The sequence below is a fragment of the Janthinobacterium sp. EB271-G4-7A genome (assembly GCF_020858075.1).
Taxonomy (GTDB): domain Bacteria; phylum Pseudomonadota; class Gammaproteobacteria; order Burkholderiales; family Burkholderiaceae_D; genus Janthinobacterium; species Janthinobacterium lividum.
This window is the reverse complement of the sequence record NZ_JACYMI010000004.1, coordinates 36,814-59,028: the sequence shown is the minus strand read 5'-3', so window position 1 is coordinate 59,028 and position 22,215 is coordinate 36,814. Positions and strand designations below refer to the sequence as shown.

The 22,215-nt window shown below is 62.0% G+C and carries 22 protein-coding genes and 1 riboswitch; of the genes, 9 read left to right on the top strand and 13 right to left on the bottom strand.

What is annotated here, in order from left to right; all coding sequences use genetic code 11:
- Window positions 1–64: 64 nt before the first annotated feature.
- The 8 genes from IGS58_RS23120 to IGS58_RS23085 form a co-directional block, all read right to left on the bottom strand.
- Entirely contained in the window at window positions 65–259 is a 195-nt protein-coding gene (locus IGS58_RS23120) for a hypothetical protein (RefSeq protein ID WP_077398720.1), read from the bottom strand.
- Between the two features lie 18 nt (window positions 260–277).
- Window positions 278–1,630 carry an ATP-dependent protease ATPase subunit HslU gene (hslU, locus tag IGS58_RS23115; RefSeq protein WP_329958018.1) on the bottom strand — a complete coding sequence of 451 codons (1,353 nt, stop codon included), beginning with the start codon at window positions 1,628–1,630 and terminating at the stop codon, window positions 278–280.
- A gap of 43 nt (window positions 1,631–1,673) precedes the next feature.
- Window positions 1,674–2,210 carry an ATP-dependent protease subunit HslV gene (gene hslV / locus IGS58_RS23110; protein ID WP_034753065.1) on the bottom strand — a complete coding sequence of 179 codons (537 nt, stop codon included), beginning with the start codon at window positions 2,208–2,210 and terminating at the stop codon, window positions 1,674–1,676.
- A gap of 211 nt (window positions 2,211–2,421) precedes the next feature.
- Window positions 2,422–2,874, bottom strand: a complete 453-nt coding sequence (gene dksA, locus IGS58_RS23105) for an RNA polymerase-binding protein DksA (RefSeq protein WP_034753066.1) — start codon at window positions 2,872–2,874, stop codon at window positions 2,422–2,424.
- A gap of 481 nt (window positions 2,875–3,355) precedes the next feature.
- Window positions 3,356–4,450 (bottom strand): CobW family GTP-binding protein, encoded by a 1,095-nt coding sequence (locus tag IGS58_RS23100; RefSeq protein ID WP_230522805.1) that lies wholly within the window; start codon window positions 4,448–4,450, stop codon window positions 3,356–3,358.
- A gap of 135 nt (window positions 4,451–4,585) precedes the next feature.
- Window positions 4,586–5,533: a tyrosine recombinase XerC gene (locus IGS58_RS23095; RefSeq protein ID WP_034783547.1), complete on the bottom strand. Its 948-nt coding sequence runs from the start codon at window positions 5,531–5,533 to the stop codon at window positions 4,586–4,588.
- A 7-nt stretch (window positions 5,534–5,540) separates the two neighbouring features.
- Window positions 5,541–6,218 (bottom strand): DUF484 family protein, encoded by a 678-nt coding sequence (locus IGS58_RS23090; RefSeq protein WP_070258565.1) that lies wholly within the window; start codon window positions 6,216–6,218, stop codon window positions 5,541–5,543.
- A gap of 179 nt (window positions 6,219–6,397) precedes the next feature.
- On the bottom strand, window positions 6,398–7,477 hold the full coding sequence (locus IGS58_RS23085; RefSeq protein ID WP_070258567.1) for a porin: 1,080 nt from the start codon (window positions 7,475–7,477) through the stop codon (window positions 6,398–6,400).
- A gap of 415 nt (window positions 7,478–7,892) precedes the next feature.
- Here IGS58_RS23085 and IGS58_RS23080 point away from each other — a divergent pair, with 415 nt between their 5' ends.
- Window positions 7,893–9,395, top strand: coding sequence for a tetratricopeptide repeat protein (locus IGS58_RS23080; RefSeq protein WP_070258569.1), 1,503 nt, complete (start codon window positions 7,893–7,895; stop codon window positions 9,393–9,395).
- Window positions 9,396–9,419: 24 nt separating this feature from the next.
- Here the strand turns inward: IGS58_RS23080 and dapF are convergent, their stop codons facing one another.
- From dapF to IGS58_RS23065, 3 genes are read right to left on the bottom strand one after another with little or no spacing between them, the layout of a single operon-like run.
- Window positions 9,420–10,283 carry a diaminopimelate epimerase gene (gene dapF, locus IGS58_RS23075; RefSeq protein WP_070280036.1) on the bottom strand — a complete coding sequence of 288 codons (864 nt, stop codon included), beginning with the start codon at window positions 10,281–10,283 and terminating at the stop codon, window positions 9,420–9,422.
- Window positions 10,284–10,294: 11 nt separating this feature from the next.
- Window positions 10,295–11,170, bottom strand: coding sequence for an LpxL/LpxP family acyltransferase (locus IGS58_RS23070; protein ID WP_034783539.1), 876 nt, complete (start codon window positions 11,168–11,170; stop codon window positions 10,295–10,297).
- Window positions 11,167–12,036 carry a lysophospholipid acyltransferase family protein gene (locus IGS58_RS23065; RefSeq protein WP_230522804.1) on the bottom strand — a complete coding sequence of 290 codons (870 nt, stop codon included), beginning with the start codon at window positions 12,034–12,036 and terminating at the stop codon, window positions 11,167–11,169. Before IGS58_RS23065 ends, IGS58_RS23070 begins: the two co-directional genes overlap by 4 nt.
- A gap of 188 nt (window positions 12,037–12,224) precedes the next feature.
- Between IGS58_RS23065 and metK the strand changes: the two genes are divergently transcribed.
- The 4 genes from metK to metF all read left to right on the top strand — a co-directional run bounded on the left by metK (window position 12,225) and on the right by metF (window position 16,400).
- The gene (gene metK / locus IGS58_RS23060; protein WP_034783537.1) at window positions 12,225–13,391 is read left to right on the top strand and encodes a methionine adenosyltransferase; all 1,167 of its coding nucleotides are present in this window, start codon (window positions 12,225–12,227) and stop codon (window positions 13,389–13,391) included.
- A gap of 123 nt (window positions 13,392–13,514) precedes the next feature.
- Window positions 13,515–13,583, top strand: a riboswitch (S-adenosyl-L-homocysteine riboswitch).
- Between the two features lie 27 nt (window positions 13,584–13,610).
- The gene (gene ahcY, locus IGS58_RS23055) at window positions 13,611–15,035 is read left to right on the top strand and encodes an adenosylhomocysteinase (protein ID WP_070258574.1); all 1,425 of its coding nucleotides are present in this window, start codon (window positions 13,611–13,613) and stop codon (window positions 15,033–15,035) included.
- A 191-nt stretch (window positions 15,036–15,226) separates the two neighbouring features.
- Window positions 15,227–15,583 carry a phage holin family protein gene (locus tag IGS58_RS23050; protein ID WP_034783534.1) on the top strand — a complete coding sequence of 119 codons (357 nt, stop codon included), beginning with the start codon at window positions 15,227–15,229 and terminating at the stop codon, window positions 15,581–15,583.
- Window positions 15,570–16,400, top strand: a complete 831-nt coding sequence (gene metF, locus IGS58_RS23045; protein ID WP_034783533.1) for a methylenetetrahydrofolate reductase [NAD(P)H] — start codon at window positions 15,570–15,572, stop codon at window positions 16,398–16,400. The genes IGS58_RS23050 and metF overlap by 14 nt, the downstream gene beginning before the upstream one ends.
- A 15-nt stretch (window positions 16,401–16,415) precedes the next feature.
- On the opposite strand, the gene IGS58_RS23040 is transcribed toward metF, so the two are convergent.
- Window positions 16,416–16,943: a 5-formyltetrahydrofolate cyclo-ligase gene (locus IGS58_RS23040; RefSeq protein ID WP_230522803.1), complete on the bottom strand. Its 528-nt coding sequence runs from the start codon at window positions 16,941–16,943 to the stop codon at window positions 16,416–16,418.
- Window positions 16,944–17,047: 104 nt separating this feature from the next.
- On the opposite strand from IGS58_RS23040, the gene IGS58_RS23035 reads away from it, so the two are divergent.
- Genes IGS58_RS23035 through IGS58_RS23020 form a run of 4 tightly spaced genes read left to right on the top strand, consistent with a single transcriptional unit; the run spans window position 17,048 to window position 21,591 of the window.
- On the top strand, window positions 17,048–19,036 hold the full coding sequence (locus IGS58_RS23035) for a lytic transglycosylase domain-containing protein (protein WP_230522802.1): 1,989 nt from the start codon (window positions 17,048–17,050) through the stop codon (window positions 19,034–19,036).
- Window positions 19,037–19,048: 12 nt separating this feature from the next.
- A complete protein-coding gene (locus IGS58_RS23030; protein WP_034783529.1) occupies window positions 19,049–19,765 on the top strand; it encodes a glutathione S-transferase family protein in 717 nt (238 codons plus the stop codon).
- Window positions 19,766–19,777: 12 nt separating this feature from the next.
- The gene (locus IGS58_RS23025; protein WP_099395426.1) at window positions 19,778–20,890 is read left to right on the top strand and encodes a multifunctional CCA tRNA nucleotidyl transferase/2'3'-cyclic phosphodiesterase/2'nucleotidase/phosphatase; all 1,113 of its coding nucleotides are present in this window, start codon (window positions 19,778–19,780) and stop codon (window positions 20,888–20,890) included.
- The gene (locus tag IGS58_RS23020) at window positions 20,887–21,591 is read left to right on the top strand and encodes a GNAT family N-acetyltransferase (RefSeq protein WP_070258582.1); all 705 of its coding nucleotides are present in this window, start codon (window positions 20,887–20,889) and stop codon (window positions 21,589–21,591) included. The genes IGS58_RS23025 and IGS58_RS23020 overlap by 4 nt, the downstream gene beginning before the upstream one ends.
- Here the strand turns inward: IGS58_RS23020 and IGS58_RS23015 are convergent.
- Complete coding sequence (locus IGS58_RS23015) at window positions 21,583–22,107, bottom strand: Lrp/AsnC family transcriptional regulator (RefSeq protein WP_034753092.1); 525 nt, start codon at window positions 22,105–22,107, stop codon at window positions 21,583–21,585. The genes IGS58_RS23020 and IGS58_RS23015 overlap by 9 nt on opposite strands.
- Window positions 22,108–22,215: the final 108 nt, after the last annotated feature.

The window sequence follows — 22,215 nt, the reverse complement described above, 5'->3', positions numbered from 1 at the left end:
GCACGGCCTCGCCGTATTGCTCATACTGTCTTCGTCCATGCGCCTTGCCATGGACATTTCCAGATCAGTCTTTGACGTCAACCTTCAACAGCAATTTCGCCAGCAGGCGTTTTTCCTGCTGGCGCTGGCCTGACACGGTTTTCACGTGTGCCCCGGCGGCGCGCTGCAGGGCGGCAGTGGCGACCGGGTTGCGCGGTTTTTGCGAGGGTTCGACGCGGAACTGCATTTTCTGCCGCGTCGCCAATGCCTTGTTTGCCATCGGTTTCCCCCTTCTTTCCTACAGCACGTAGCGCGACAGGTCCTCGTTGACCGACAGCGCTTCCAGGCGTTCGTTGACATACGCGGCATCGATCACCAGCAGGTTTTCCGTGCTGCTGCTGTTTTCGCTGGCCGTAAACGACACTTCTTCCAGCAGTTTTTCCATCACCGTGTGCAGCCGGCGCGCGCCGATGTTTTCCGTGCGCTCATTGACCGAATAGGCGATTTCCGCCAGGCGCGTGATGCCTTCCGGCGCGAATTGCAGTTTCAGGTTTTCCGTCGCCAGCAAGGCTTCGTACTGCATCGTCAGGCAGGCGTCGGTACTCGTCAAAATGCGCTCGAAGTCCGCAATCGACAGCGATTCCAGTTCCACGCGGATGGGGAAGCGCCCCTGCAGCTCCGGAATCAGGTCCGATGGTTTCGACAGGTGGAACGCGCCCGAGGCGATGAACAGGATGTGGTCCGTGCGGATCATGCCGTACTTGGTGTTGACGGTCGTGCCCTCGACCAGCGGCAGCAGGTCGCGCTGCACGCCGGCGCGCGAGACGTCGGCGCCGCCCGATTCCGAACGCGAGGCGATCTTGTCGATCTCGTCCAAAAAGACGATGCCGTTCTGCTCGACGTTCTGGATCGCCTTCTGTTTCAGTTCATCCTCGTTGAGCAGCTTGGCCGCTTCTTCCTCGAGCAGCAGTTTCAAGGCTTCGCGGATCTTGACCTTGCGCGCCTTCTTGCGCTGCCCGCCCACGCCCGAAAACATGGACTTGATCTGCTCCGTCATTTCTTCCATGCCCGGCGGCGCCATGATTTCCATCTGCGGACCCGCCTCGGCCAGCTCGATCTCGATTTCCTTGTCATCGAGCTCGCCCTGACGCAAGCGCTTGCGGAAGGTCTGGCGCGTGCTGTCGCCGCTGCCGCTGTCCACGGCCGCCGCCGTATTCGGCGTGAAGCCGAAGTCGCGCGCCGGCGGCACGAGGATGTCGATCACGCGGTCTTCAGCCGCATCTTCGGCGCGTGCGCGCACTTTCTTCATTTCCAGCGCGCGCGTCTGCTTGATGCCGATGTCGATCAGGTCGCGGATGATGGTGTCGACGTCGCGCCCCACATAACCGACTTCCGTGAATTTGGTCGCTTCGATCTTGATGAACGGCGCCTCGGCCAGCTTGGCCAGGCGGCGCGCGATTTCCGTCTTGCCGACGCCCGTGGGGCCGATCATGAGGATGTTCTTGGGCGTGATTTCATGGCGCAGGGGCTCGGCCACCTGCTGGCGGCGCCAGCGGTTGCGCAGGGCGATGGCGACGGCGCGCTTGGCCTTGGCCTGGCCCACCACGTGCTTGTCGAGTTCGGTGACGATTTCCGCCGGGGTCATGTTCATGATCATAGTTGGCTTTCTATTCTGTGCTCGGACGCGCCTGGATTCAGTCCAGGGTCTCGATGATGTGCGACATGTTGGTGTAGATGCAGAGTTCCGCGGCGATGGTCAGCGACTTCTTGACCACGTCGGCCGGCGACAAGTCCGTGTTTTCCTGCAGCGCCTTGGCGGCGGACTGGGCGTAGGTGCCGCCCGAGCCGATGGCGCCGATGCCGTCTTCCGGTTCCAGCACGTCGCCATTGCCCGTGATGACCAGGGTCGACTCGCTGTCGGCCACCAGCAGCATCGCTTCCAGGCGGCGCAGCACGCGGTCGGTGCGCCAGTCCTTGGCCAGTTCGACGGAGGCGCGCAGCAGATTGCCCTGGTGTTTTTCCAGCTTGCCTTCAAATCGGTCGAGCAGGGTGAAGGCGTCGGCGGTGCCGCCGGCAAAGCCGACCAGGACCTTGCCCTGATACAACTTACGCACTTTGCGGGCCGTGCCCTTCATGACGATGTTGCCGAGCGTTACCTGGCCGTCGCCGCCCAGGGCGACCTGCTTGCCGCGCCGGACGCAGAGGATGGTGGTGCCGTGAAATTGTTCCATAGTGACCTCAAAAGATTCGTGCCGATGCGTGCAAGGCCATGCGATTGCGCGCCCATGCCTCAAAAGTGGGGATGGAAAAGGCAATTGCAAGCGGCAGTGCCTGCTTCAGTGTAGTCGGCGCGGGACGAAAAAAAAGCACGCAACCGAAGGTCGTGTGCTTTTTTATTCGCCATCGCGTGGCCGCCGGGGCGACCGCGCAAGGGAGGGGCGATCAGTCGCCGTACAGCTTTTGCTTCAGTTCGCGCCGTTGCTGGGCTTCCAGCGACAGGGTGGCGGTTGGACGGGCGATCAGGCGCGGGATGCCGATAGGCTCGCCCGTTTCTTCGCACCAGCCATAGTCGCCGGCGTCGATGCTGGCGATCGATTGCTGCACTTTCTTCAGCAATTTGCGCTCGCGGTCGCGCGTGCGCAGTTCCAGCGCATGCTCTTCCTCGATGGTGGCACGGTCGGCAGGATCCGGTACGAGCACGGTTTCACGCAAGTGTTCCGTGGTTTCGCCGGCGTTTTTCAGCAGGTCTTTTTCGAGCTGCTGCAGGCGCGCCTTGAAGAATGCCAGTTGTGCCGGATTCATGTAGTCATCTTCGCTCATGGCGCGAATTTGGTCTTCGCTGATGAGAGGGATGTCTTGGTTGGCGGCCGGGGTCGATTTATTAGTTTTGGTCATAACTTCGCTTACCTTCGATACGACAGAGTTTTCAAATTGATCAGTTGATGCGGCGATACCGAGCAACTGTACAGGTTCCGCTTGGCATTGCTGTCCCGCTGTACTGCGTGCGACCTTGGCTTGCCGGCGAAAGCCAGGACTACCGGCCGGCTAAGGTGCCATGTTGATAACTTTTTACCGCTCTATGCCAGTCGCGCTATGCGCGCGTCAACAGGCGTGTTGGGTGGATCGGTTGCATGCCTGGCATGCGGCCAGCGGCAGTTTGCCAGCATTTCATGACAGGCGAACGACATGGGCCGTTTTCGTCGCTGATTTTGGCACGCTTTGCTTTATATTGCCATCCCGATTTGTTGACTAGCCGATCAGAAACGGCTACTTGTTGGTTTATGCCAGCAAGATGGGTGTCGGACAGCGGGAAAGTGTGCTTAACTTTCCCTTTTGTTTCTGCTTTGCAACGGATACTTTGCAAAACCCGGCTAGTTTATACCAAACATTGTTCGAGTCCGCGAATAAAAATGTCTTTTGGTAGATTCTTGCCAATAAATACCATTTTGCTGCCACGCACTTCGTTTTCGCCCCATTTAGCGCCCAGGTCGCTGCCCATCAGCTGGTGCACGCCCTGGAAGACCACCTTGCGCTCGGCGCCCTGCATCAGCAGCACACCCTTGTAGCGCAGCATGCGCGGGCCATACACTTGCACCAGGCCGCCGAGGAACTCGTCGAGCTTGGCGCTGTCGAACGGTTGCGTGCTCTTGAAAACAAAGGCGGCGATATCGTCGCTGTGCTGCGCATGGTGGTGGTCGGCATGGCCGCAATCGGTGGCGCAGGCGTCGCTGTGCTCGTGCTTATGACCATGCTCGTGCTCATGTCCGTGTGCATGATCGTGCGCCTTGTCGTGATCATGCACGTGCGCCGTTTCCGTCGCCAGGAAATCCGGGTCCAGTTCCAGCTTTTCATTCAGATTGAAACCGCGGATGTCGAGCACCTCGGCCAGCGGCGCACGGCCGAAATCGACCTTGGCGATGGGCGCGCGCGGGTTGATGCGCTTCAGGCGGCGCGTCAGGATGGCCACGTCCTCTTCGCTGACGAGGTCGGTCTTCGACAGCAGCAGCTTGTCGGCAAAGCCCACTTGCCGCTGGGCTTCCTCGTATTCGTCCAGTTGCTTCATGGCATGGCGGGCATCGACTACCGTGATAATGGCGTCGAGCATGTAGTGGCTGCCCACTTCTTCGTCGACAAAGAAGGTTTGCGCCACGGGGCCGGGATTGGCCAGGCCCGTCGTTTCGATGACGACGCGGTCGAATGCCAGCAAGCCGGCGTCGCGCTTGCGCGTCAGTTCCGTCAGGCCCACGATCAGGTCGCCTCGCACGGTGCAGCAGATGCAGCCGTTGTTCATCTCGATGATGTGTTCGTTGCTATCCTGCACCAGGATCTCGTTATCGATGTTTTCCTGGCCAAACTCGTTCTCGATCACGGCGATGCGCATGCCATGGTCTTCCTGCAGTATGCGGTTGAGCAAGGTGGTTTTGCCGGCGCCCAGGAAACCGGTGAGGATGGTGGTTGGAATCAGTGCCATGAGAGATGCCTTGTAATCGATGGTGCCGCCGCGCAAGCGGAAGAATGCGGACGATTATGCCGGAATTTTGCAAAAGCTTGCAAATGCGCGCCCATCCGCTTGATATGGATCAGGCCGTCCAGCGGGAGCGGCTGCCTACTTGAGCTTGGCGCGCGGGTGCGCCTGGTCATACACGTGCGCCAGGTGCTGGAAATCGAGGGCCGTGTAAACCTGGGTCGAGGTGATGCTGGAATGGCCCAGCATTTCCTGCACGGCGCGCAAGTCGCCCGACGATTGCAGCACGTGCGAGGCAAACGAGTGGCGCAGCACGTGCGGGTGCACATTCGCGGGAATGTCCGTCGCCAGCGCATGCGCCTTCAGGCGCAGCTGCAGTACGCGCGGCGAGATACGCGTGCCGCGCGTGCTTAAAAACAAGGCAGCGCTGCCATCGGCCGCCGGCGGGCGCACGCCCAGCCAGGCTGTCAAGGCCACGAGGGCCGCCTTGCCGACGGGCACCTTGCGCATCTTGCTGCCCTTGCCCGTGACGATGACTTCGAAGCTGGCCATGTCGAGCCAGCCCAGCGAGGCGGGCTGGCCGCCGTCGGCCTTGCAGTAATGGGTGTCCAGGCTGGTCAGTTCGGACACGCGCAAGCCGCTCGAATACAGCAGTTCGAACATGGCGCGGTTGCACAGTTGTTCCGGCTCGGCGGCGCCTTGCTGGTGTTGCGCGGGCGCCACGAGGCGCACGGCGTCATCCACCGACAGGGCTTTCGGCAACGTTTTGGCCCGCTTGGGGGCGCGGATGCCGTCGACAGGATTGGCGTCGAGCTTGGTCTCGCCGCTGAGCCAGTTGAAGAAGCCGCGCCACGACGACAGCTTGCGGGCGATGGAACGCGGGTCGAGGCCGCCAGCGTGCAGCTTGGCCGTGTAGCGGCGCACTTCGTTGTGCGCAAGAGCCGTCCAGGGCGTGTTGCCGCTCAGTTCCAGCAAGGCGCGCAGGTCGCGCCCGTAGGCGTCAAGCGTATGCGGCGACAGCTTGCGCTGCGTGGCCAGCTGCGCCAGGTAGGCGTCGAGCCACTCGGCCTTGCCGCGCGCCTCGTTCATGGCGTTCTCAGGCAGGCGTGCCGGCGCGCAGCGCGGCCAGGGCGGCGCTGGCCGTGGCGCCGATATGCACGAGGAAGTCCGTGCCCATGCTGGACGTAAAACGTTCGCTGTCGGGCGAGCCGAGCACCAGCAAGCCGAAGGTGCCCGTCGTGCCGGGCGCGCGCAGGGCGATCATGACGGTCGATTCGATCTTATCGGCCTGCAGCCAGTGCACGGCTTCGAAATCGCGGTTGCTGCCGCAGTACGGCGTTTGCAGGCTGTTGGCGAACATGCGCACATCGGCCGTGACATCTTCCGTGAACCAGCCGTTGGCGTGTTCCGGCAGCACTTGCCACAGGCGCAGGCTGACGTAGGGCACGTCGAAATTGCTTTGCAAGGCGTCGACCAGCACGCGCGGCATGTCCGCATCGTTGCGCACTTGCAGCATGGCCTGGTTCCAGCCGTGGAACTTGCTGGCGATGTCGCCATTTTCCTCGGCCACGCGGCTCAGCTTGGACATGCGCAGTTCGAGCGCCTTGTACTTGTCGCGCATCACTTCCATCTGCCGCTCCTGCAGCGAGATGGTGCGTCCCGTCAGCGGGCTGCTCAGTTTGACCTCGCCGAGCAGAGCGGTATGCTCTTCGAAGAAATTCGGGTGCTCGCTCAGGTACTGGGCGACGGTGCTGGAATCGAGTGTGGCGGTCATTGAGAATATCTGTCAGTGAAAGTTGAACACTTCATTCTAACCGAGAGTGCGCCGGCATAGGCGCAAAGGGCATGGCGCCCGTGCATTTTCCGCGCGCCCATGAAAAAAGCGGCATGGTTGCCCATGCCGCTTTGTATTTCCTGGTCAGCTGTCATCCGCGAAGGGTGACAGGCGGGCCATTAGAAATTGTGGTGTACGCCCAGGCCGATGTAGTTGACCGAGGTGGTGTTGTTGTAGTTGGCGACGCTGGCCGATTTCTTGTTCGAAATATCTGCGTACAGGTAGGTACGCTTCGACAGATTGTAGTCGTAGCCCAGCGATGCTTGCTTGGTCTTGGCGACGCCATCCGGCGTTTTTTGACCGTAGCCAGCGCGGATCTTGCCTGGGCCGACGTCATAGTTGGCGCCCAGCACCCACGATTTGGTGTCGGTGTTGACGATCTTGAAGTTGCCGTCATCCTGGTGTTGGTACGTTGCCATCAGTTTCAATTCCGCGATCGGATTGAACGATGCGCCGACCGACCACAGCTTGGCTTGCAGGCCGTTACGCTCGTAGGCAGCCATGGCGGCGAACTGGGCATTGTTGTACGTTGCCGACACCGAGTACGGGTTCGATGCTGGCACCACATTGGCTGGCAGGGCGAAGTTGCCGGTGGCATTCGTCGTCAGGTTGCGCACGGTGGCTGCAACGGCGGTGTTGTTGTTCGCTTCTTTGGCGGCCACGGTGGCGTTGAACTGGAAGCCGCTGATGACTGGCGAGTTGTAGAACACGGCATTCGAGAAGCGGTTACGCGAGTTGCCTGGCGCGCTCAGCGGATCGCTGGTGTAGCCGGCAACGGTCAGGTCGGTCTGGAAACCGGCTGGCGTAGGCATGCCCGACCATGGTTCGAAACCGGTACTCGTTTCCTGGAAGGCGGTCAGGCCACGGCCCAGACGCACGGTACCGAAGTTGCCTTGCAGGCCGACGCGGCTTTGACCCTGGAACAGCGGACGCGAATTGGCGCCCGACGTGTTTTCTACGGTGCCGGTGTCGGATTCATAGCGAATTTCCAGTTGGAAAATGGCTTTCAAGCCATTGCCCAGATCTTCCGTGCCCTTGAAACCCAGCTTGTTGTTGTCGCGCTTGGTGACGGCGGTGGTCGAACCAGTCGCTTTGCCCAGGCCTGCATCGATCGTGCCGTAGATTTGGACGGACGACTGCGCTTGTGCGGTTGCGGCAAAGGCGCCGAAGAGTGCGAGGGCAACGAGTGATTTTTTCATGTCTTATTCCCTATTAAAAGTGAGTTCCGTCCGAGATCCGAGCAGATTGAAATGCGCTAACTGTCGCGTTTCGATGAATGAACCTTAATTCGTCGGCGCGCAAGACGTGCGGGATTGGTCAAATGTGCGTGAAAAGATTGGTGAAAAGCGGCATAACTGCATGCCCCTGTTGTATTTTTGTAACGCGCGGTTTCTGCCGATCCTGCGCCGATGGACAGCGTTCTCCCACTGCCACGCTGGCGGCGCCTTGCCATATTGGCATGTCCGTGCCAGGACATTGTTGCGTTGAATCAAGTTCTTGAGGCGGCTTTGGCGGATTTATGACACAAGGACGGTACACTAAGGGAAGGCCTGCGTTGATGGGCCTGGAGACGGCTCACTATTATTAGAATCATTGACTCAATATCGAGAATCGATGGCAAATCGCGAAACATTAGGATTGATCAAGGGCGCACGTGCGGGCGATGTTGCCTGCCAGCTGGCGTTGGGACGGGTGTATCTGTTTGGACAGGGTGTGCCGCAAAGCCTGCCCACGGCCTTGCACTGGCTGGCGCGGGCGGCCCAGGAGGATAGCGAGGAAGCGTGCTTGCTGATTGGCACGCACGTGCCGTTCGAAGTGGCGCAACCGGCAGCCAAGGCGCTGATTCCCTATTACGCGCAGGCGTTCGATGCAGGCCTGGTGCAGGCGGGCCTGGTGCTGGCGCAGCTGGTGCTGGGCAATGCCGCCAGTCACTGTGAATCCCTGCGCGCCAAGGCGCGCGTGGCCCTGGATGCCGCCGTGCACGCCGGCTTGCCCGATGCACAATGGTTGTTATCCATGCAAGATGGCTCGCTTGCCGCTGCCGGGCGGGACACCGGCCTGGCTGGCGAGAAAGCCATCGATGGCGACGCGCCGCTGCACGCCTGGCTGGAGCAGGCATGGCGCCAGGGCAACCAGGCCGGATTCCTGTCGCAAGGCTTGCCGCTGGCGCGCGAGCTGCTGCAGCGCCAGGCGGCGGCCGGTGCGCGCACGATCGCCCTCGACGCGCAGCAGGTGCTGTTGCTGTCGCGTTGTGCCCAGGCATTGGCGCCTGGCGGCGACGCCGAAGGCTGGCAGTGTTGCGAGCTGGCAGCGCATGGCGGCGACCGCACGGCGCAGCTGGAGCTGGGGCTCGGCTATGCGCGCATGGATGCCCATGGCCAGCGGCTGGCCACGCGCAATGGCGCGGCCAATTTCAAGCGTGCCGTGCGCTGGCTGACGCAGGCTGGCGAGCAGGGGCTGGCCGAAGCCTGGTTCGTGCTGTCGCGCATCTACACGAAACCGGAATTTTCCCAGCGCAATGTGGTCGAAGCCCATTCCTGCCTGGAGCGTGCCGCCGACCTGGGGCATGGCCCGGCCCAGCTCGAGTGCGGCATGCATGCCTGGCGCAATCGCCGCGATGGCGTCAACAATGATGTGCGGGCCGCGTATTGGCTGCTGCAGGCGCAGGCGCAAGGCAGCAGTGAAGCGGAGGCGGCGCTGGCAAAGATCGCGCCGCAGGGCGAAGCCGGCGACTGGGGCCAGTGCGCCGCCATGCAGGCCGATGGGCACTTGCGGCAATTGGGCCAGAGCCACCCCTTGCTGGCGGCGCGGCTGGAACTGGCGCGCTGCTTCCATCTGTCGCGTGCCGAGGCGCTGCTGCTCGATATCCACGCGGCTGACCAGGGACATTGTCTGTTGATCGATATCAGTGCCACACATGGGCGCGGCAAGCGGCGCCTGGTACTGATCCGCACGGCGCAGGAGCGCCAGCTGCTCGATCAGGTGGTGCGCCTGTTCGAGCGCGTCGATTGCGGTGTGGCGGGGCCGGAAGGCAATTACCGGCAGCGCCTGTACCGCCTGAAGTGCTACCTGGCCGAACTCGATGTCGCACAGGAACAGCAGTTCCTGGCGGCCTGACTATGACTGCTCACTTTCACCCGTTTACAGCTCGATCGTGCCCTCGAACACGGTCACGGCCGGGCCCGTCATCAAAACGGGATGGCCGTCGCCTTGCCAGGCGATCGATAGTTCGCCGCCACGCGCGCTGATGCGCACGGGGGAATCGAGCAAGCCGCGCAGGATGCCGGCCACGGCGGCGGCGCAGGCGCCCGTGCCGCACGCCAGGGTTTCGCCCGCACCCCGTTCAAAGACGCGCAGTTTCACGTGCTGGCGGTCGACGATCTGCATGTAGCCGGCGTTGACCCTGCGGGGAAAGCGCGGGTGGTGCTCGATGCGCGGGCCGGTCACTTCCAGGTCTTGCGCATCGACATCCTCGACCACTTGCACGGCATGCGGATTGCCCATCGAGACGACGGACACCAGCACGGGCGACGTTTGGCCCGGCAGCGCCAGGTCCAGCGGCCACAAGGTGTCGTTGCCTTGCGCTACACCGTCCAGCCCGTTTGCATCGAACGGCACCAGCGCGGGGTCGAGCACGGGCGCGCCCATGTCGACTGTGATGCTGCCATCGGGCTCCAGGCGTGGCGCGATGACGCCGGCCATGGTTTCCACGCGGATGCTGTCCTTGCTGGATAGCCCTTTTTCGCTGACGAACTTGACGAAGGCGCGCGCGCCATTGCCGCACTGCTCGACTTCGCCGCCATCGTTGTTATAGATGCGGTAGCGGAAATCGCAGCCGGGCAGGCGCGGTTTTTCCACCACGAGGATCTGGTCGGCGCCGATGCCGAAACGGCGGTCGGCCAGGCGCTGCCACTGGGCTGGCGTGAAGTCGATATCTTGATGGATGGCGTCGATGACGATGAAGTCATTGCCGGCGCCATGCATTTTGGTAAATTGGAGTTTCATGGTCTGCCGTATCACTTGTGCTGGTTATAGAACGACGCTTCGCCTTCCGGACGCGTCTTGAAGCGTTTATGCGTCCAGAAATACTCGGCCGGCGCTTCGCGCACGCGCTCTTCGATGAATGCGTTCATGCGGCGCGTGGCGGCCGTGATGTCGTCGCCCGGATAGTCATCCCACGCTGGATAGTAGGTCACTTGCCAGCCCTGGTAATTGGGCAGGAAGGTGGCGATGACGGGAATGACTTGCGCCTTGGCGGCCAGCGCCAGGCGCGCCGTGGCCGTCAGGGTGGCGGCGGGCACGCCGAAGAAGGGCACGAATTCCGCATCCTTTTCGCCAAAATCCATGTCCGGCAGCATGAAATACGGCAAGCCGTCGCGCAGCGCACGCAGAATCGTCTTGATGCCGTCCTGGCGCGTAAACAGCTTGGGCGGCTTGAAGCGCGAACGGCCGTTGCGCAAGGCCTGGTCGAAGGCGGCGTTCTTTTGCTGCACATACATCGACGAAGCGGAAATTTCCATGGCCGTGGCGGCGCCTGCCACGTCGAGGCAGACGAAGTGAGGACACAGCAGGATGGTCGGCTTGGCCGCGATCTGCTGGCCCGGGAAGGCGGGCACCTTTTTGATCAGGCGGTTCAGGCGCGCTTCCGACGACCACCACAGGATGCTGCGTTCCCACACGCTGCGCGAATAGGCCTGGAAATGCTGGCGCGCCAGCGCCACGCGCTGGGCTTCCGTCAATTCCGGCATGCACAGGCGCAGATTCGTCAGGGCAATCTTGCGCCGCGTGGGCATGGCGATGAACAGCAGGCTGCCGACGGCCACGCCGAAACGGCCGAGGATGGGCAAGGGCAGCCAGTGCAGCAGCCACATGAAGGCGATCAGCAGTCTCATGCCTGCTCCCCGGCGGCATTCGGCGTCGCGGGCGTGGGCGGCGGTGCGCCGCGCGGCACTTTATAGCGGTTGTAGCTCCACAGGTATTGCGTCGGGCTGCGCGCGATCAATTGTTCCATGGCTGCATTGATGGTGCGCGCCTGCTCGGCCGAGGTGCTGTCGAGGGACTCGGTGAAGGGCACGAAATGCACGACATAGCCGCGCCCGCCCGGCAGGCGTTCGGCGTAGGTGATGATGACTTCGGCGCCACCCATCTGCGCCAGCTTGGCGGGCAGGGTCATGGTGTAGGCGGGGCGGCCAAAGAAATCGGCCCACACGCCTTCGCCTTCCTGCGGCACCTGGTCGGGCAGCAGGCCGATGGGCTGGCCTTTTTTCAGGCATTTGGCGAAGATGCGTACGCCCGACATGTTGGCCGGCGCCAGCATCAGGTTTTCGCGCGCGCGGGCCCCTTCGATCAGCGGTTTCAAGGCGGCGCGCTTGGGCGGACGGTACATCACGGTGAGCGGCGTGCGCAGCGCGATTTGCTGGGCGACGATTTCAAAGCAGCCCAGGTGCGGCGTCAGGAAGACGATGCCGCGGCCGTGCTGCAGCGCTTTTTCCACCAGTTCCCAGTTTTCCACCGTCGCATGGCGCGCCACGCGCTCGGCTGGCGCGCACCAGATGAAGGGCAATTCCAGCACGCTCTTGCCCGCTTCGGCCACGGCCGCGTGCAAGTGTTGCGAAAACCCCGCACCTTGCATGTTCTCGCGCATGCGGCGGCGGTAGGACGGGGAAATGGCGTAAATCACCCAGCCAAGCGCAGTGCCCAGGGCATGCAGGACGGGCAGGGGAAAGATGGACAGGAAGCGGAAAATTGGGACTAACATGTATAAGCGGTTTCCAGGAATGGCGTGTTGCCGTGCCAAAATTTTTTAAGAAGCGTAAAATACCACGTATGCAGTAACCGCTGAGTTAATAGACAACTTGCGATGCGGAATATAAATCTCGCTAAAGCGTCGCAGGCAAAATCCTCTTTACTGCGACAGAACATTCACATAGTAAACAGGAGCTTGCAATGTCAAACGACTATCTCTTCACTTCCGAATCCGTTTCGGAAGGCCATCCCGACAAGGTTGCCGATCAAATTTCCGACGCCATCCTTGACGCCATCCTGACCCAGGATCCAGCCGCCCGCGTGGCTGCCGAAACCCTGTGCAACACGGGTCTGGTGGTGCTGGCTGGCGAGATTACCACCCACGCCAATGTGGATTATATTCAAGTTGCGCGCGAAACCATCAAACGCATCGGTTACGACAACACGGAATACGGCATCGACTACAAGGGTTGCGCCGTGCTGGTGGCCTACGACAAGCAGTCGCCGGACATCGCGCAAGGCGTCGATGAAGGTGCGGGGATTGACCTGGATCAAGGCGCTGGCGATCAGGGCCTGATGTTCGGCTACGCCTGCGATGAAACGGCCGAGCTGATGCCTGCCGCCATCCACTACGCGCACCGCCTGGTCGAGCGCCAGTCGCAGCTGCGCAAGGATGGCCGTTTGCCATGGCTGCGTCCGGACGCGAAATCGCAAGTGACCCTGCGCTACGTCGATGGCCGTCCGGTCGGCGTGCACACGGTCGTGCTGTCGACCCAGCATGCGCCGGAAATTTCGCACAAGCAGATCGAAGAAGCCGTCATCGAAGAGATCATCAAGCCGATCCTGCCGCGCGAATGGCTGACGGAGACCAAATTCCTCGTCAACCCGACGGGCCGTTTCGTCATCGGCGGTCCGCAAGGTGATTGCGGTTTGACCGGCCGCAAGATCATCGTCGACACCTACGGTGGCGCAGCCCCGCACGGCGGCGGCGCGTTCTCGGGCAAGGATCCTTCGAAAGTCGACCGTTCGGCCGCCTATGCTGCCCGCTACGTGGCGAAAAACATCGTCGCGGCCGGCCTGGCGCGTCAATGCCAGGTGCAGGTCAGCTACGCCATCGGCGTGGCCAAGCCGATCAACATCACCGTCTACACGGAAGGCACGGGCGTGATTCCCGATGCGGAAATCGCCAAGCTGGTGCTGGCGCACTTTGATTTGCGTCCAAAAGGCATCGTGCAAATGCTCGACCTGCTGCGCCCGATCTACCAGAAGAGCGCCGCCTACGGCCATTTCGGCCGCGAAGAGCCGGAATTCACGTGGGAACGCACGGACAAGGTCGCCCTGCTGCGCGACGCTGCCGGCCTGAAGTAATCTAGTCGGATTTGCAAGAAAAGCGCCCCGGCCTGCTGGCCGCGGGCGCTTTTTTTATGTGTTGTTACGTGGCAATGCCGTGCAAACAGGCTGGCGCGGCGGCCTTGACAATGATAAAATCCCGTGTCCGAGGAGCGTTGCGACGAAGAAATTCGCCAGGCTCGGAATATCCTGCAACTGCGCTCACGTACCTTTTTCAACAACTGAAAGGAGGGCGTGATGAACGCCGTACTCAAATCGCAACACGACTACACCATCGCCGATATCACTCTGGCCGCATGGGGCGACAAAGAAATCAAGATTGCTGAAACGGAAATGCCTGGCCTGATGGCCATCCGCGAAGAATTCGCGGCAGCGCAGCCTCTGAAAGGCGCGCGCATCACCGGTTCCATCCACATGACCATCCAGACCGCCGTGCTGATCCAGACCCTGGAAGCACTGGGCGCGCAAGTGCGTTGGGCATCGTGCAACATTTACTCGACGCAAGACCACGCCGCCGCCGCCATCGCTGCCGCCGGCACGCCAGTCTTCGCCGTCAAGGGCGAGTCGCTGGACGACTACTGGGAATACACGCACCGCATCTTCGAATGGCCGAACGTGGACGGCAAGGCCGTCTACTCGAACATGATCCTCGACGATGGCGGCGACGCGACCCTGCTGCTGCACCTGGGCGTGCGCGCGGAAACCGACCTGTCGGTGCTGGCCAATCCAGGCTCGGAAGAAGAAATCTGCCTGTTCAACTCGATCAAGAAACACTTGCTGGCCGACCCGACCTGGTACTCGAAGCGTTTGCCGGAAATCCTCGGCGTGACGGAAGAAACCACCACCGGCGTGCACCGTTTGTACCAGATGCACAAGGAAGGCAAGCTGGCTTTCCCTGCGATCAACGTGAACGATTCCGTCACGAAATCGAAATTCGACAACCTGTATGGCTGCCGCGAATCGCTGGTCGATGGCATCAAGCGCGCCACCGACGTGATGATCGCCGGTAAAGTGGCCGTCATCGCCGGTTACGGTGACGTCGGCAAGGGTTCGGCCCAGGCCATGCGTGCCCTGTCGGCCCAGGTATGGGTAACGGAAGTCGATCCGATCTGCGCACTGCAGGCGGCGATGGAAGGCTACCGCGTCGTGACCATGGATTACGCGTGTGAACACGGCGACATCTTCGTGACTTGCACCGGCAACTACCATATCCTCACGCACGATCACCTGACGCGCATGAAAGACCAGGCCATCGTCTGCAACATTGGTCACTTCGACAATGAAATCGACGTTGCTTCGCTGAAGCAATACGAGTGGGAAAACATCAAGCCGCAAGTCGACCACATCATCTTCCCGTCGGGCCGCCGCATCATCCTGCTGGCCGAAGGCCGCCTGGTCAACCTCGGCTGCGGTACGGGCCACCCGTCGTACGTGATGAGTTCGTCGTTCGCCAACCAGACGATCGCCCAGATCGAACTGTACGCGAACACGGCCAACTACCCGGTCGGCGTGTACACCCTGCCAAAACACCTGGATGAAAAAGTCGCTCGTTTGCAACTCAAAAAGTTGAATGCGCAGCTGACGGAACTGACGCAAGAGCAAGCCGACTACATCGGCGTGCGCACGGAAGGTCCATACAAGCCAGAGCACTACCGTTACTAAGATGGTTGCCTCATGAACCTGCGGCGCGGCGCGGGGCGCGGCCGGCGATGCTCACTGTGCTACAGCACAATTGCGCTTCTCGGCCACGCCGCGCATCCGCTCGCTACGGTTCCTGAGGCAACAATACTGATCGGTGTACTTTGAAAAGGCCGGCTATGCCGGCTTGCCCTCTTTTTTGACAGGCTAGAGAAATGCGCTTGCTACTGATTTGGTTTATCAATGCGGCAGCCCTGTTTGCCGTCCCTTACCTGATGCACTCGGTGACGATGAGCAGCGGCTGGACCGCGCTGCTGGCCGCTGCCGTGCTGGGGCTGGTCAATGCGCTGATCCGTCCTTTGCTGATCTTGCTGACCCTGCCCGTGACGTTCCTGTCGCTGGGCCTGTTCATTTTGATCATCAACGGCTTCCTGTTCTGGCTGGTGGCGCAGGTGATCGATGGTTTCCATGTCGCCAGTTTCTGGTCTGCCGTGGGTGGTGCCATCCTGTACAGCATCATTTCCTGGGCCTTGTCGACCTTACTTTTGAGTAACGACGATGGAAAAGCATAACTTCAGTATTGAGTTTTTCCCGCCGAAAACCCCGGAAGGGGCGGAAAAGCTGCGCGCCACGCGTGTCAAGTTGTCTGAATTGCATCCGAAGTATTTCTCGGTGACCTTTGGCGCCGGCGGCACCACGCAGCAGGGTACGCTGGACACCGTGCGCGAGATCCTGGCGGCCGGCGAACAGGCCGCGCCCCATCTGTCTTGCGTCGGCGGTTCGCGCGAATCGATCCGCGCCGTGCTGGCCGACTTCAAGGCGGCGGGCGTGAACCGTATCGTGGCCTTGCGCGGTGACTTGCCGAGCGGCTATGGCGCCTCGGGCGAGTTCCGCTATGCCAACGAGCTGGTGGAATTCATCCGCGCCGAGACGGGCGACCATTTCCATATCGAAGTGGCCGCCTATCCGGAAGTGCACCCGCAAGCCCGTTCGCCGCAGGACGATCTGAACGCGTTTGCGCGCAAGGTGCAGGCCGGCGCCGATGCCGCCATTACCCAGTACTTCTACAATGCCGACGCGTATTTCCAGTTTGTCGAGCAGACGCAGAAGATGGGCATCAACGTGCCTATCGTGGCCGGCATCATGCCGATCACGAATTACACGCAGTTGATGCGCTTTTCGGACATGTGCGGCGCGGAAATTCCACGCTGGGTGCGTCTGAAACTGGCCAGCTTCGGCGACGACAGCGCGTCCATCAAGGCGTTTGGCCTGGACGTGGTGACGGGCTTGTGCGAGCGTCTGCTGGAAGGCGGCGCGCCAGGCTTACATTTCTACAGCATGAACCAGGCGGCGCCTACGACCGCACTGTGGCAGCGCCTGGTGAAGTAAATCGTTCTGCTGTTATCAGAACAGATCGCCCTCGGTCACGATGTGATCGAGGGCGATGTCGTATTCGCCGTTGGGAACGCTTGCCGCCAGGCAGGCATAGGCGATACCGAGGGTGCGCGGACGGGGGACCTGCTCCAGGGTGCGGTCGTAATAGCCGCCGCCATAACCGAGCCGGTAGCGCTCCCCATTAAACCCCAGGCATGGCACCAGCAGGGTGGCGGGTGCCGGGCGCAGGCGTAATCGGGCCGGCACGGCCACCCCCATGCCATCCTTGACCATGGGCTCACCGGGCGTCCAGCTGGAAAAGGCCAGCGGTGCATGTTTTTCCAGTACCACCGGCAAGCTTAATTGCACGCCGCGCGCGGCCAGCTGCGCATAGGCGCCGTGCAAGTCCGGCTCGCCGTGCAGGGGCCAGTACACGCCCAGTTCCTCGATGTTTTCCTGCGCGCACCAGTCCAGCAGGCGCTGCGCGATGGCCGCATCCCACGTTACTCGCGTGGCGTCGGGCAGGGCGCGCCGGGCCGCCAGCAGGGCCTTGCGCAAGCCGGCTTTGTCCTGTGGCGCAATGGGTGGCCGTGCAGCCGGATCGCATGTTATTCTAGGGTCGCTATTCATATCACCATCAAGTTAAGATTGAGAGTCGTACATTGATTTCCCCACTGAAATGGATTGCCGGCACGATGCTGTGTGTTGCATCGGCCTTGTCTCCCCTGGCAGCCCTGGCCCAGGTATCGGCCACCATAGCCCCAGCCGCCCCCGACACGCGCAGCGAGGACGATGCCTTCCTGCTGCTGCGCGACGCCGCGCGCAAGGATGACGTCGAAAAAGCCGACTTTTATGCGGGGCGCCTGACGAATTACCAGATTCCATCGTATGTTGACTATTATCGGCTGAAACCGCGCATCAAGCTGCTGACCGAGGCGCAATTTCGCGATTACCTGAACCGCTACAAGGGCAGCGCCATCGCCGACCGTTTCCGCAACGACTGGCTGCTGGAGCTGGGCCGCAAGCGCGACTGGGTCGTATTCGATGAGCAATACCCGCAATTCGCCCTCGACGATGACACCCAGCTCAAGTGCTACGCGCTGATGTCGCGCGCCGCCAAGGGCCAGAACGTGGCGTCCGAAGCGCGCAACCTGCTCGTCTCGCCGCCCGGCTATGGCGAAGCGTGCGGCAGCCTGATCGCGGCATTGGCGCAAAATGGCCAGTTTGACACGAATGACCTGTGGGCGCAGATCCGCCTGGCGGGCCAGACCAATGCCACGGGCCCGGCCCGCCGCATCGCGCTGCTGCTGGGCGCGTCCGACGCGAAGATGGCGCAAGCCATCGACTTGCCGGCGCTGGTGCTGGCCAAGGGACCGGGCGCCAGCCGCGCCGACCACGAGATGTACCTGGTGGCCGTCGGCCGCATGGCGAAAAGCACCTTGAAACTGGGCGTGGTGGCCCTGCAAAAGGCCAGCGCGCAGCTGACGCCGCAGGAACAGGCCATCGGCTGGGCCAGCCTGGCCTTGCAAGCGTCGTATTCGCTGGCACCGGAAGCATTTGAATATTGGCAAAAAACTAATGGCGCGCCCTTGACCCAGGAGCAGATGCAGTGGAAGGCGCGTATCGCCTTGCGCGAAGGCAACTGGCCCGTGGTGAAGTCTTCCATCCAGGCCATGCCGGCCTCGCTGCGCGCCGACCCCACCTGGGTCTACTGGCTGGCGCGCGCGCAGCAGGCGGAAACGCCGGGTCGCCCGAACCCGCAGGCGGACGCCCTGTACCGCACGATTTCCGAGCAATCGAATTTCTATGGCTTGCTGGCCAATGAAGAGCTGGGCAACCACCTGATCTTGCCGCCGCCGGGCCAGCCGATCTCGCCCACGGAAATCGCCGCCATGGCTGCCAATCCGGGCTTGCAGCGTGCCTTGAAATTTTTCAATATGCGCTTGCGCTTTGAAGGCACGCGCGAGTGGAACTGGGAATTGCGTTCGATGACGGACCGCCAGCATCTGGCGGCCGCGGAATTTGCGCGCCAGAACAATGTGCTCGACCGCATGGTCAACACCTCGGACCGCACGCGCCTGGAAGTGGACTATACGCAGCGCTACCCGACGCCGCATGACGACGTCATGCATCCGGCCACGCAAACACTGGGCCTGGATAAAGCCTGGGTATATGGCTTGATCCGCCAGGAATCGCGCTTCATCATGGATGCGCAGTCGCACGTGGGCGCATCCGGCCTGATGCAGGTGATGCCGTCGACGGCCCGTTATGTTGCCAAGAAGATCGGCCTTACCGATTTCGTTACGGAAACCTTGAGCGACGTGCGCACCAACGTCTTGCTGGGCACGAATTACCTGAACATGGTGCTTGGCGGTCTCGACGGTTCGCAAGTGCTGGCCAGCGCCGCCTACAACGCGGGGCCGGGGCGCTTGCGCATCTGGCGCGCCACCATGACGCGTCCACTGGAAGGCGCCGTCTTTGCCGAGATCATTCCGTACACGGAAACGCGCGGCTACGTGAAAAACGTGATGGCCAACGCCACCTATTACGCGGCCCTTTTCGAGAAGAGCCCGCAGTCGCTGAAAGCGCGCCTGGGTACCGTGGGGCCGAAAAACAGCGCTGTTTCTGCCGATTTGCCATCATCCAACTAAAGCACGCCGACCATGCAAACGACCATCCTTGATCCCAGCCTGACGCAAACCCTGGCCGCCGCGCGCGAACCGGGCCTGACCCTCATCATCGGCAACAAGAATTACTCATCGTGGTCGATGCGCCCGTGGGTGGCCATGACGGCCTTCGGCATCCCGTTCCAGGAAGTGCGCGTGCTGCTCGACCAGAGCGACACGGCCACCAAAATTGCCGAGTATTCCGCCTGCGGCCGGGTCCCCGTGCTGCTGGCCGGCGAGATCACAATCTGGGACAGCCTGGCCATCTGCGAATACCTGGCCGAGCAGTTTCCCGATAAACACATGTGGCCGCAAGACGTGGCCGCGCGCGCCATGGCGCGTTGTGTCTGCGCGGAAATGCATTCCGGCTTCGCCGGCTTGCGCACGGATATGTCGATGAATATCAAGGCGAAGTTGCCGGGCCGGGGCCGCACGGCCGCCGCGCAGGCCGACATTGGCCGCATCAGCGAAATATGGGAAGAGTGTCTGTCCCGCTTTGGCCACCACCAGTTCCTGTTTGGCGACTTTTCCATCGCCGACGCGTATTTCGCGCCCGTCGTCATGCGTTTCCGCACGTACGGTGTGAGCCTGGCGCCGGCCCTGAATGCGTATTGCGAGCGCGTGCAGGCGCACCCGGCCGTGGCCCGCTGGATCACGGAAGCGCTGGCGGAAACGGAAGTCGCTGCCAAGCACGACGCGGAACTGCCTGATTAAGAAAAGAGTGTTATGAAGATATACACGGTCGGTGGCGCGGTGCGCGACCAACTGCTGGGCTTGCCCGTGAAAGACCACGACCACGTCGTCGTGGGCGCCACGCCGGAAGACATGCTGCGCCAGGGCTTCCGCCCCGTCGGCAAGGATTTCCCCGTCTTCCTGCACCCGAAGACGCAGGAAGAATACGCCCTGGCCCGCACGGAACGCAAGACGGCGCCCGGCTACCGGGGCTTCGTCTTCCATACGGCGCCCGACGTCACGCTGGAAGACGACCTGGTGCGGCGCGATCTCACCATCAACGCCATCGCGCAAGCCGGGGACGGGACCTTGACCGACCCGTTCGGCGGCATCGAGGATATTCGCAACAAAATCTTCCGCCACGTCTCCGACGCGTTTGGCGAAGACCCCGTGCGCATCTTGCGCCTGGCCCGCTTTGCCGCCCGTTTTCATACTTTCACTGTCGCACCCGCCACCATGGAGCTGATGCGCCGCATGGTGGCCGATGGCGAAGTCGACGCCCTCGTGGCCGAGCGCGTGTGGCAGGAAGTGGCCAAGGGGCTGATGGAAAGCCATCCTTCGCGCATGCTGACGGTGCTGCACGAGTGCGGTGCCCTGGCGCGCATCATGGGGGAAATCGCGCTGAGCGAACGCTTGCTGCACGTGATCGACCATGCCGCCGCGCAAGGTCATGACTTGCCCGTGCGCTTTGCTGTACTGATGCTGGCTGTGCCGTTGGCGCAGATCAACGCGCTGAGCGAGCGCCTGCGCGTGCCCAACGACTGCCGCGAGCTGGCGGTGATGGCGGCGCGCGAGCAGGCGGCGGTCGCTGGCGCGCTGGCGTTGAGCGCCGAGGAACTGGTGAGCTTGTGCGAGCGCTGTGACGGACTGCGCAAGCCGCAGCGTTTCGTGCAGATGCTGGACGCCATCGCCTGCGATGTGCATGCACGGGATCCCGTGTTTCCACAGTCCGCCTGGCTGCAAGCCATGCTGGCGGCCGTGCGCGGAGTGGATGCGGGTGCGCTGGCGCAAGCGTGCGCACAGGAACCGAAGCGCATTCCGGCCGTCATCCATGCTGCGCGGGTCGAGGCCGTCACGAACGTGATCAGCAGTCGGGAACTGCCATGACCCTGCCCAAATTGTTTCAAAACCCGTTTCGCCGCTGGCTCAGCCGTAGCGGCGGCGGGCGTCCGACCGTGCTCGTCAAGCAGTTGCATGAGCGCGACCGGCGCCGCATGATGAAGCATTTCCTGTCGCTCGAGAAAAGCGACCGGCTGCTGCGCTTCGGCAGCGCCTTGCCCGATGAATTGGTGGCTCAGTACGTGCAGAAGATGGATTTCTCGCGCGACATGATCTACGGCGTCTACAACAGCCTGTTCAAGCTGGTGGGGGTGGGGCATCTGGCGTTCGCGCCGAAGGACAAGTCGCCGGCGAAAAGTATCGTCACGGACAAGGAACAGGTGGCCGAGTTTGGCGTGTCCGTGTCGAAATCCATGCGCGGCATGGGGGTCGGTTCAAAGCTGTTCGAACGGGCGGCGATCCACTGCCGCAACAACGATGTCGATACCCTGTACATGCATTGTTTGTCGTCCAACAAGACGATGATGCATATCGCCAAGAAGGCGGGCATGGAAATCCAGCGCGACTATGGCGAAGCCGATGCATACCTGAAACTATTGCCGCCAAACCCGTCGAGCATGCTGCAGGAAGCCGTGCAGGAACAGTTCGCCATGTTCGACTACACGTTCAAGGCCAACGCGCGCGCCGCGTTCAAACTGTGGGATCGCTTGCCGGGGCGTAAGAAGAAGCCCGGGCCGCCATCACAATAAGGGCAGGGCCGTCGTATCCTTGATGCGCTGCAAGGCAAAGCTTGATTTCACATCCAGCACGGCCGGGTGGCGCAGCAGCGTCGCCATCATGAAGCGCGAAAAGTGCTCCATGTCTTCCACGTGCACGCGCAGCAGGTAATCCATCTCCCCCGTCATCGCATAGCAGGCCACCACTTCCGGCCATTGCGCCACGGCCACGGCGAAGTCGGCGCGCGGCGACGTGTTCGTCACCAGATTGGGCGCCAGCACGCGCGCCGTGCTGTGCGCGGTGGCGTCGCTGTGCTTTTCCAGCCGCACGTTCACGTAGGCCAGCAAGCCCAGGCCGATCTTTTCCGGGTCCAGCAGGGCCACGTACTGGCGGATCACGCCCGCTTCTTCCAGCCGTTTGACGCGGCGCAAGCATGGCGACGGCGACAGGCTGACCTGCTCGGCCACGTCCTGATTCGACAGGCGGCCATCGGCCTGCAGGACGGCGAGGATCTTGCGATCCGTTTTATCCAGCGTAATTTTGCTCATGCTTCCTCCGGTGGTTCTTGTTTCACGCAATATTATTGCGCAAATCATGATTGTTCGGGAGATCTTTGGCATTTAATGCCCACAGACCGCGCCTATACTGTGCGCTAC

Coding starts and splice junctions, on each gene's coding strand:
- IGS58_RS23120 (WP_077398720.1), bottom strand. CDS start 259: ATGGCAAACAAGGCATTGGCGACGCGGCAGAAAATGCAGTTCCGCGTC.
- hslU (WP_329958018.1), bottom strand. CDS start 1,630: ATGAACATGACCCCGGCGGAAATCGTCACCGAACTCGACAAGCACGTG.
- hslV (WP_034753065.1), bottom strand. CDS start 2,210: ATGGAACAATTTCACGGCACCACCATCCTCTGCGTCCGGCGCGGCAAG.
- dksA (WP_034753066.1), bottom strand. CDS start 2,874: ATGACCAAAACTAATAAATCGACCCCGGCCGCCAACCAAGACATCCCT.
- IGS58_RS23100 (WP_230522805.1), bottom strand. CDS start 4,450: ATGGCACTGATTCCAACCACCATCCTCACCGGTTTCCTGGGCGCCGGC.
- IGS58_RS23095 (WP_034783547.1), bottom strand. CDS start 5,533: ATGAACGAGGCGCGCGGCAAGGCCGAGTGGCTCGACGCCTACCTGGCG.
- IGS58_RS23090 (WP_070258565.1), bottom strand. CDS start 6,218: ATGACCGCCACACTCGATTCCAGCACCGTCGCCCAGTACCTGAGCGAG.
- IGS58_RS23085 (WP_070258567.1), bottom strand. CDS start 7,477: ATGAAAAAATCACTCGTTGCCCTCGCACTCTTCGGCGCCTTTGCCGCA.
- IGS58_RS23080 (WP_070258569.1), top strand. CDS start 7,893: ATGGCAAATCGCGAAACATTAGGATTGATCAAGGGCGCACGTGCGGGC.
- dapF (WP_070280036.1), bottom strand. CDS start 10,283: ATGAAACTCCAATTTACCAAAATGCATGGCGCCGGCAATGACTTCATC.
- IGS58_RS23070 (WP_034783539.1), bottom strand. CDS start 11,170: ATGAGACTGCTGATCGCCTTCATGTGGCTGCTGCACTGGCTGCCCTTG.
- IGS58_RS23065 (WP_230522804.1), bottom strand. CDS start 12,036: ATGTTAGTCCCAATTTTCCGCTTCCTGTCCATCTTTCCCCTGCCCGTC.
- metK (WP_034783537.1), top strand. CDS start 12,225: ATGTCAAACGACTATCTCTTCACTTCCGAATCCGTTTCGGAAGGCCAT.
- ahcY (WP_070258574.1), top strand. CDS start 13,611: ATGAACGCCGTACTCAAATCGCAACACGACTACACCATCGCCGATATC.
- IGS58_RS23050 (WP_034783534.1), top strand. CDS start 15,227: ATGCGCTTGCTACTGATTTGGTTTATCAATGCGGCAGCCCTGTTTGCC.
- metF (WP_034783533.1), top strand. CDS start 15,570: ATGGAAAAGCATAACTTCAGTATTGAGTTTTTCCCGCCGAAAACCCCG.
- IGS58_RS23030 (WP_034783529.1), top strand. CDS start 19,049: ATGCAAACGACCATCCTTGATCCCAGCCTGACGCAAACCCTGGCCGCC.
- IGS58_RS23025 (WP_099395426.1), top strand. CDS start 19,778: ATGAAGATATACACGGTCGGTGGCGCGGTGCGCGACCAACTGCTGGGC.
- IGS58_RS23020 (WP_070258582.1), top strand. CDS start 20,887: ATGACCCTGCCCAAATTGTTTCAAAACCCGTTTCGCCGCTGGCTCAGC.
- IGS58_RS23015 (WP_034753092.1), bottom strand. CDS start 22,107: ATGAGCAAAATTACGCTGGATAAAACGGATCGCAAGATCCTCGCCGTC.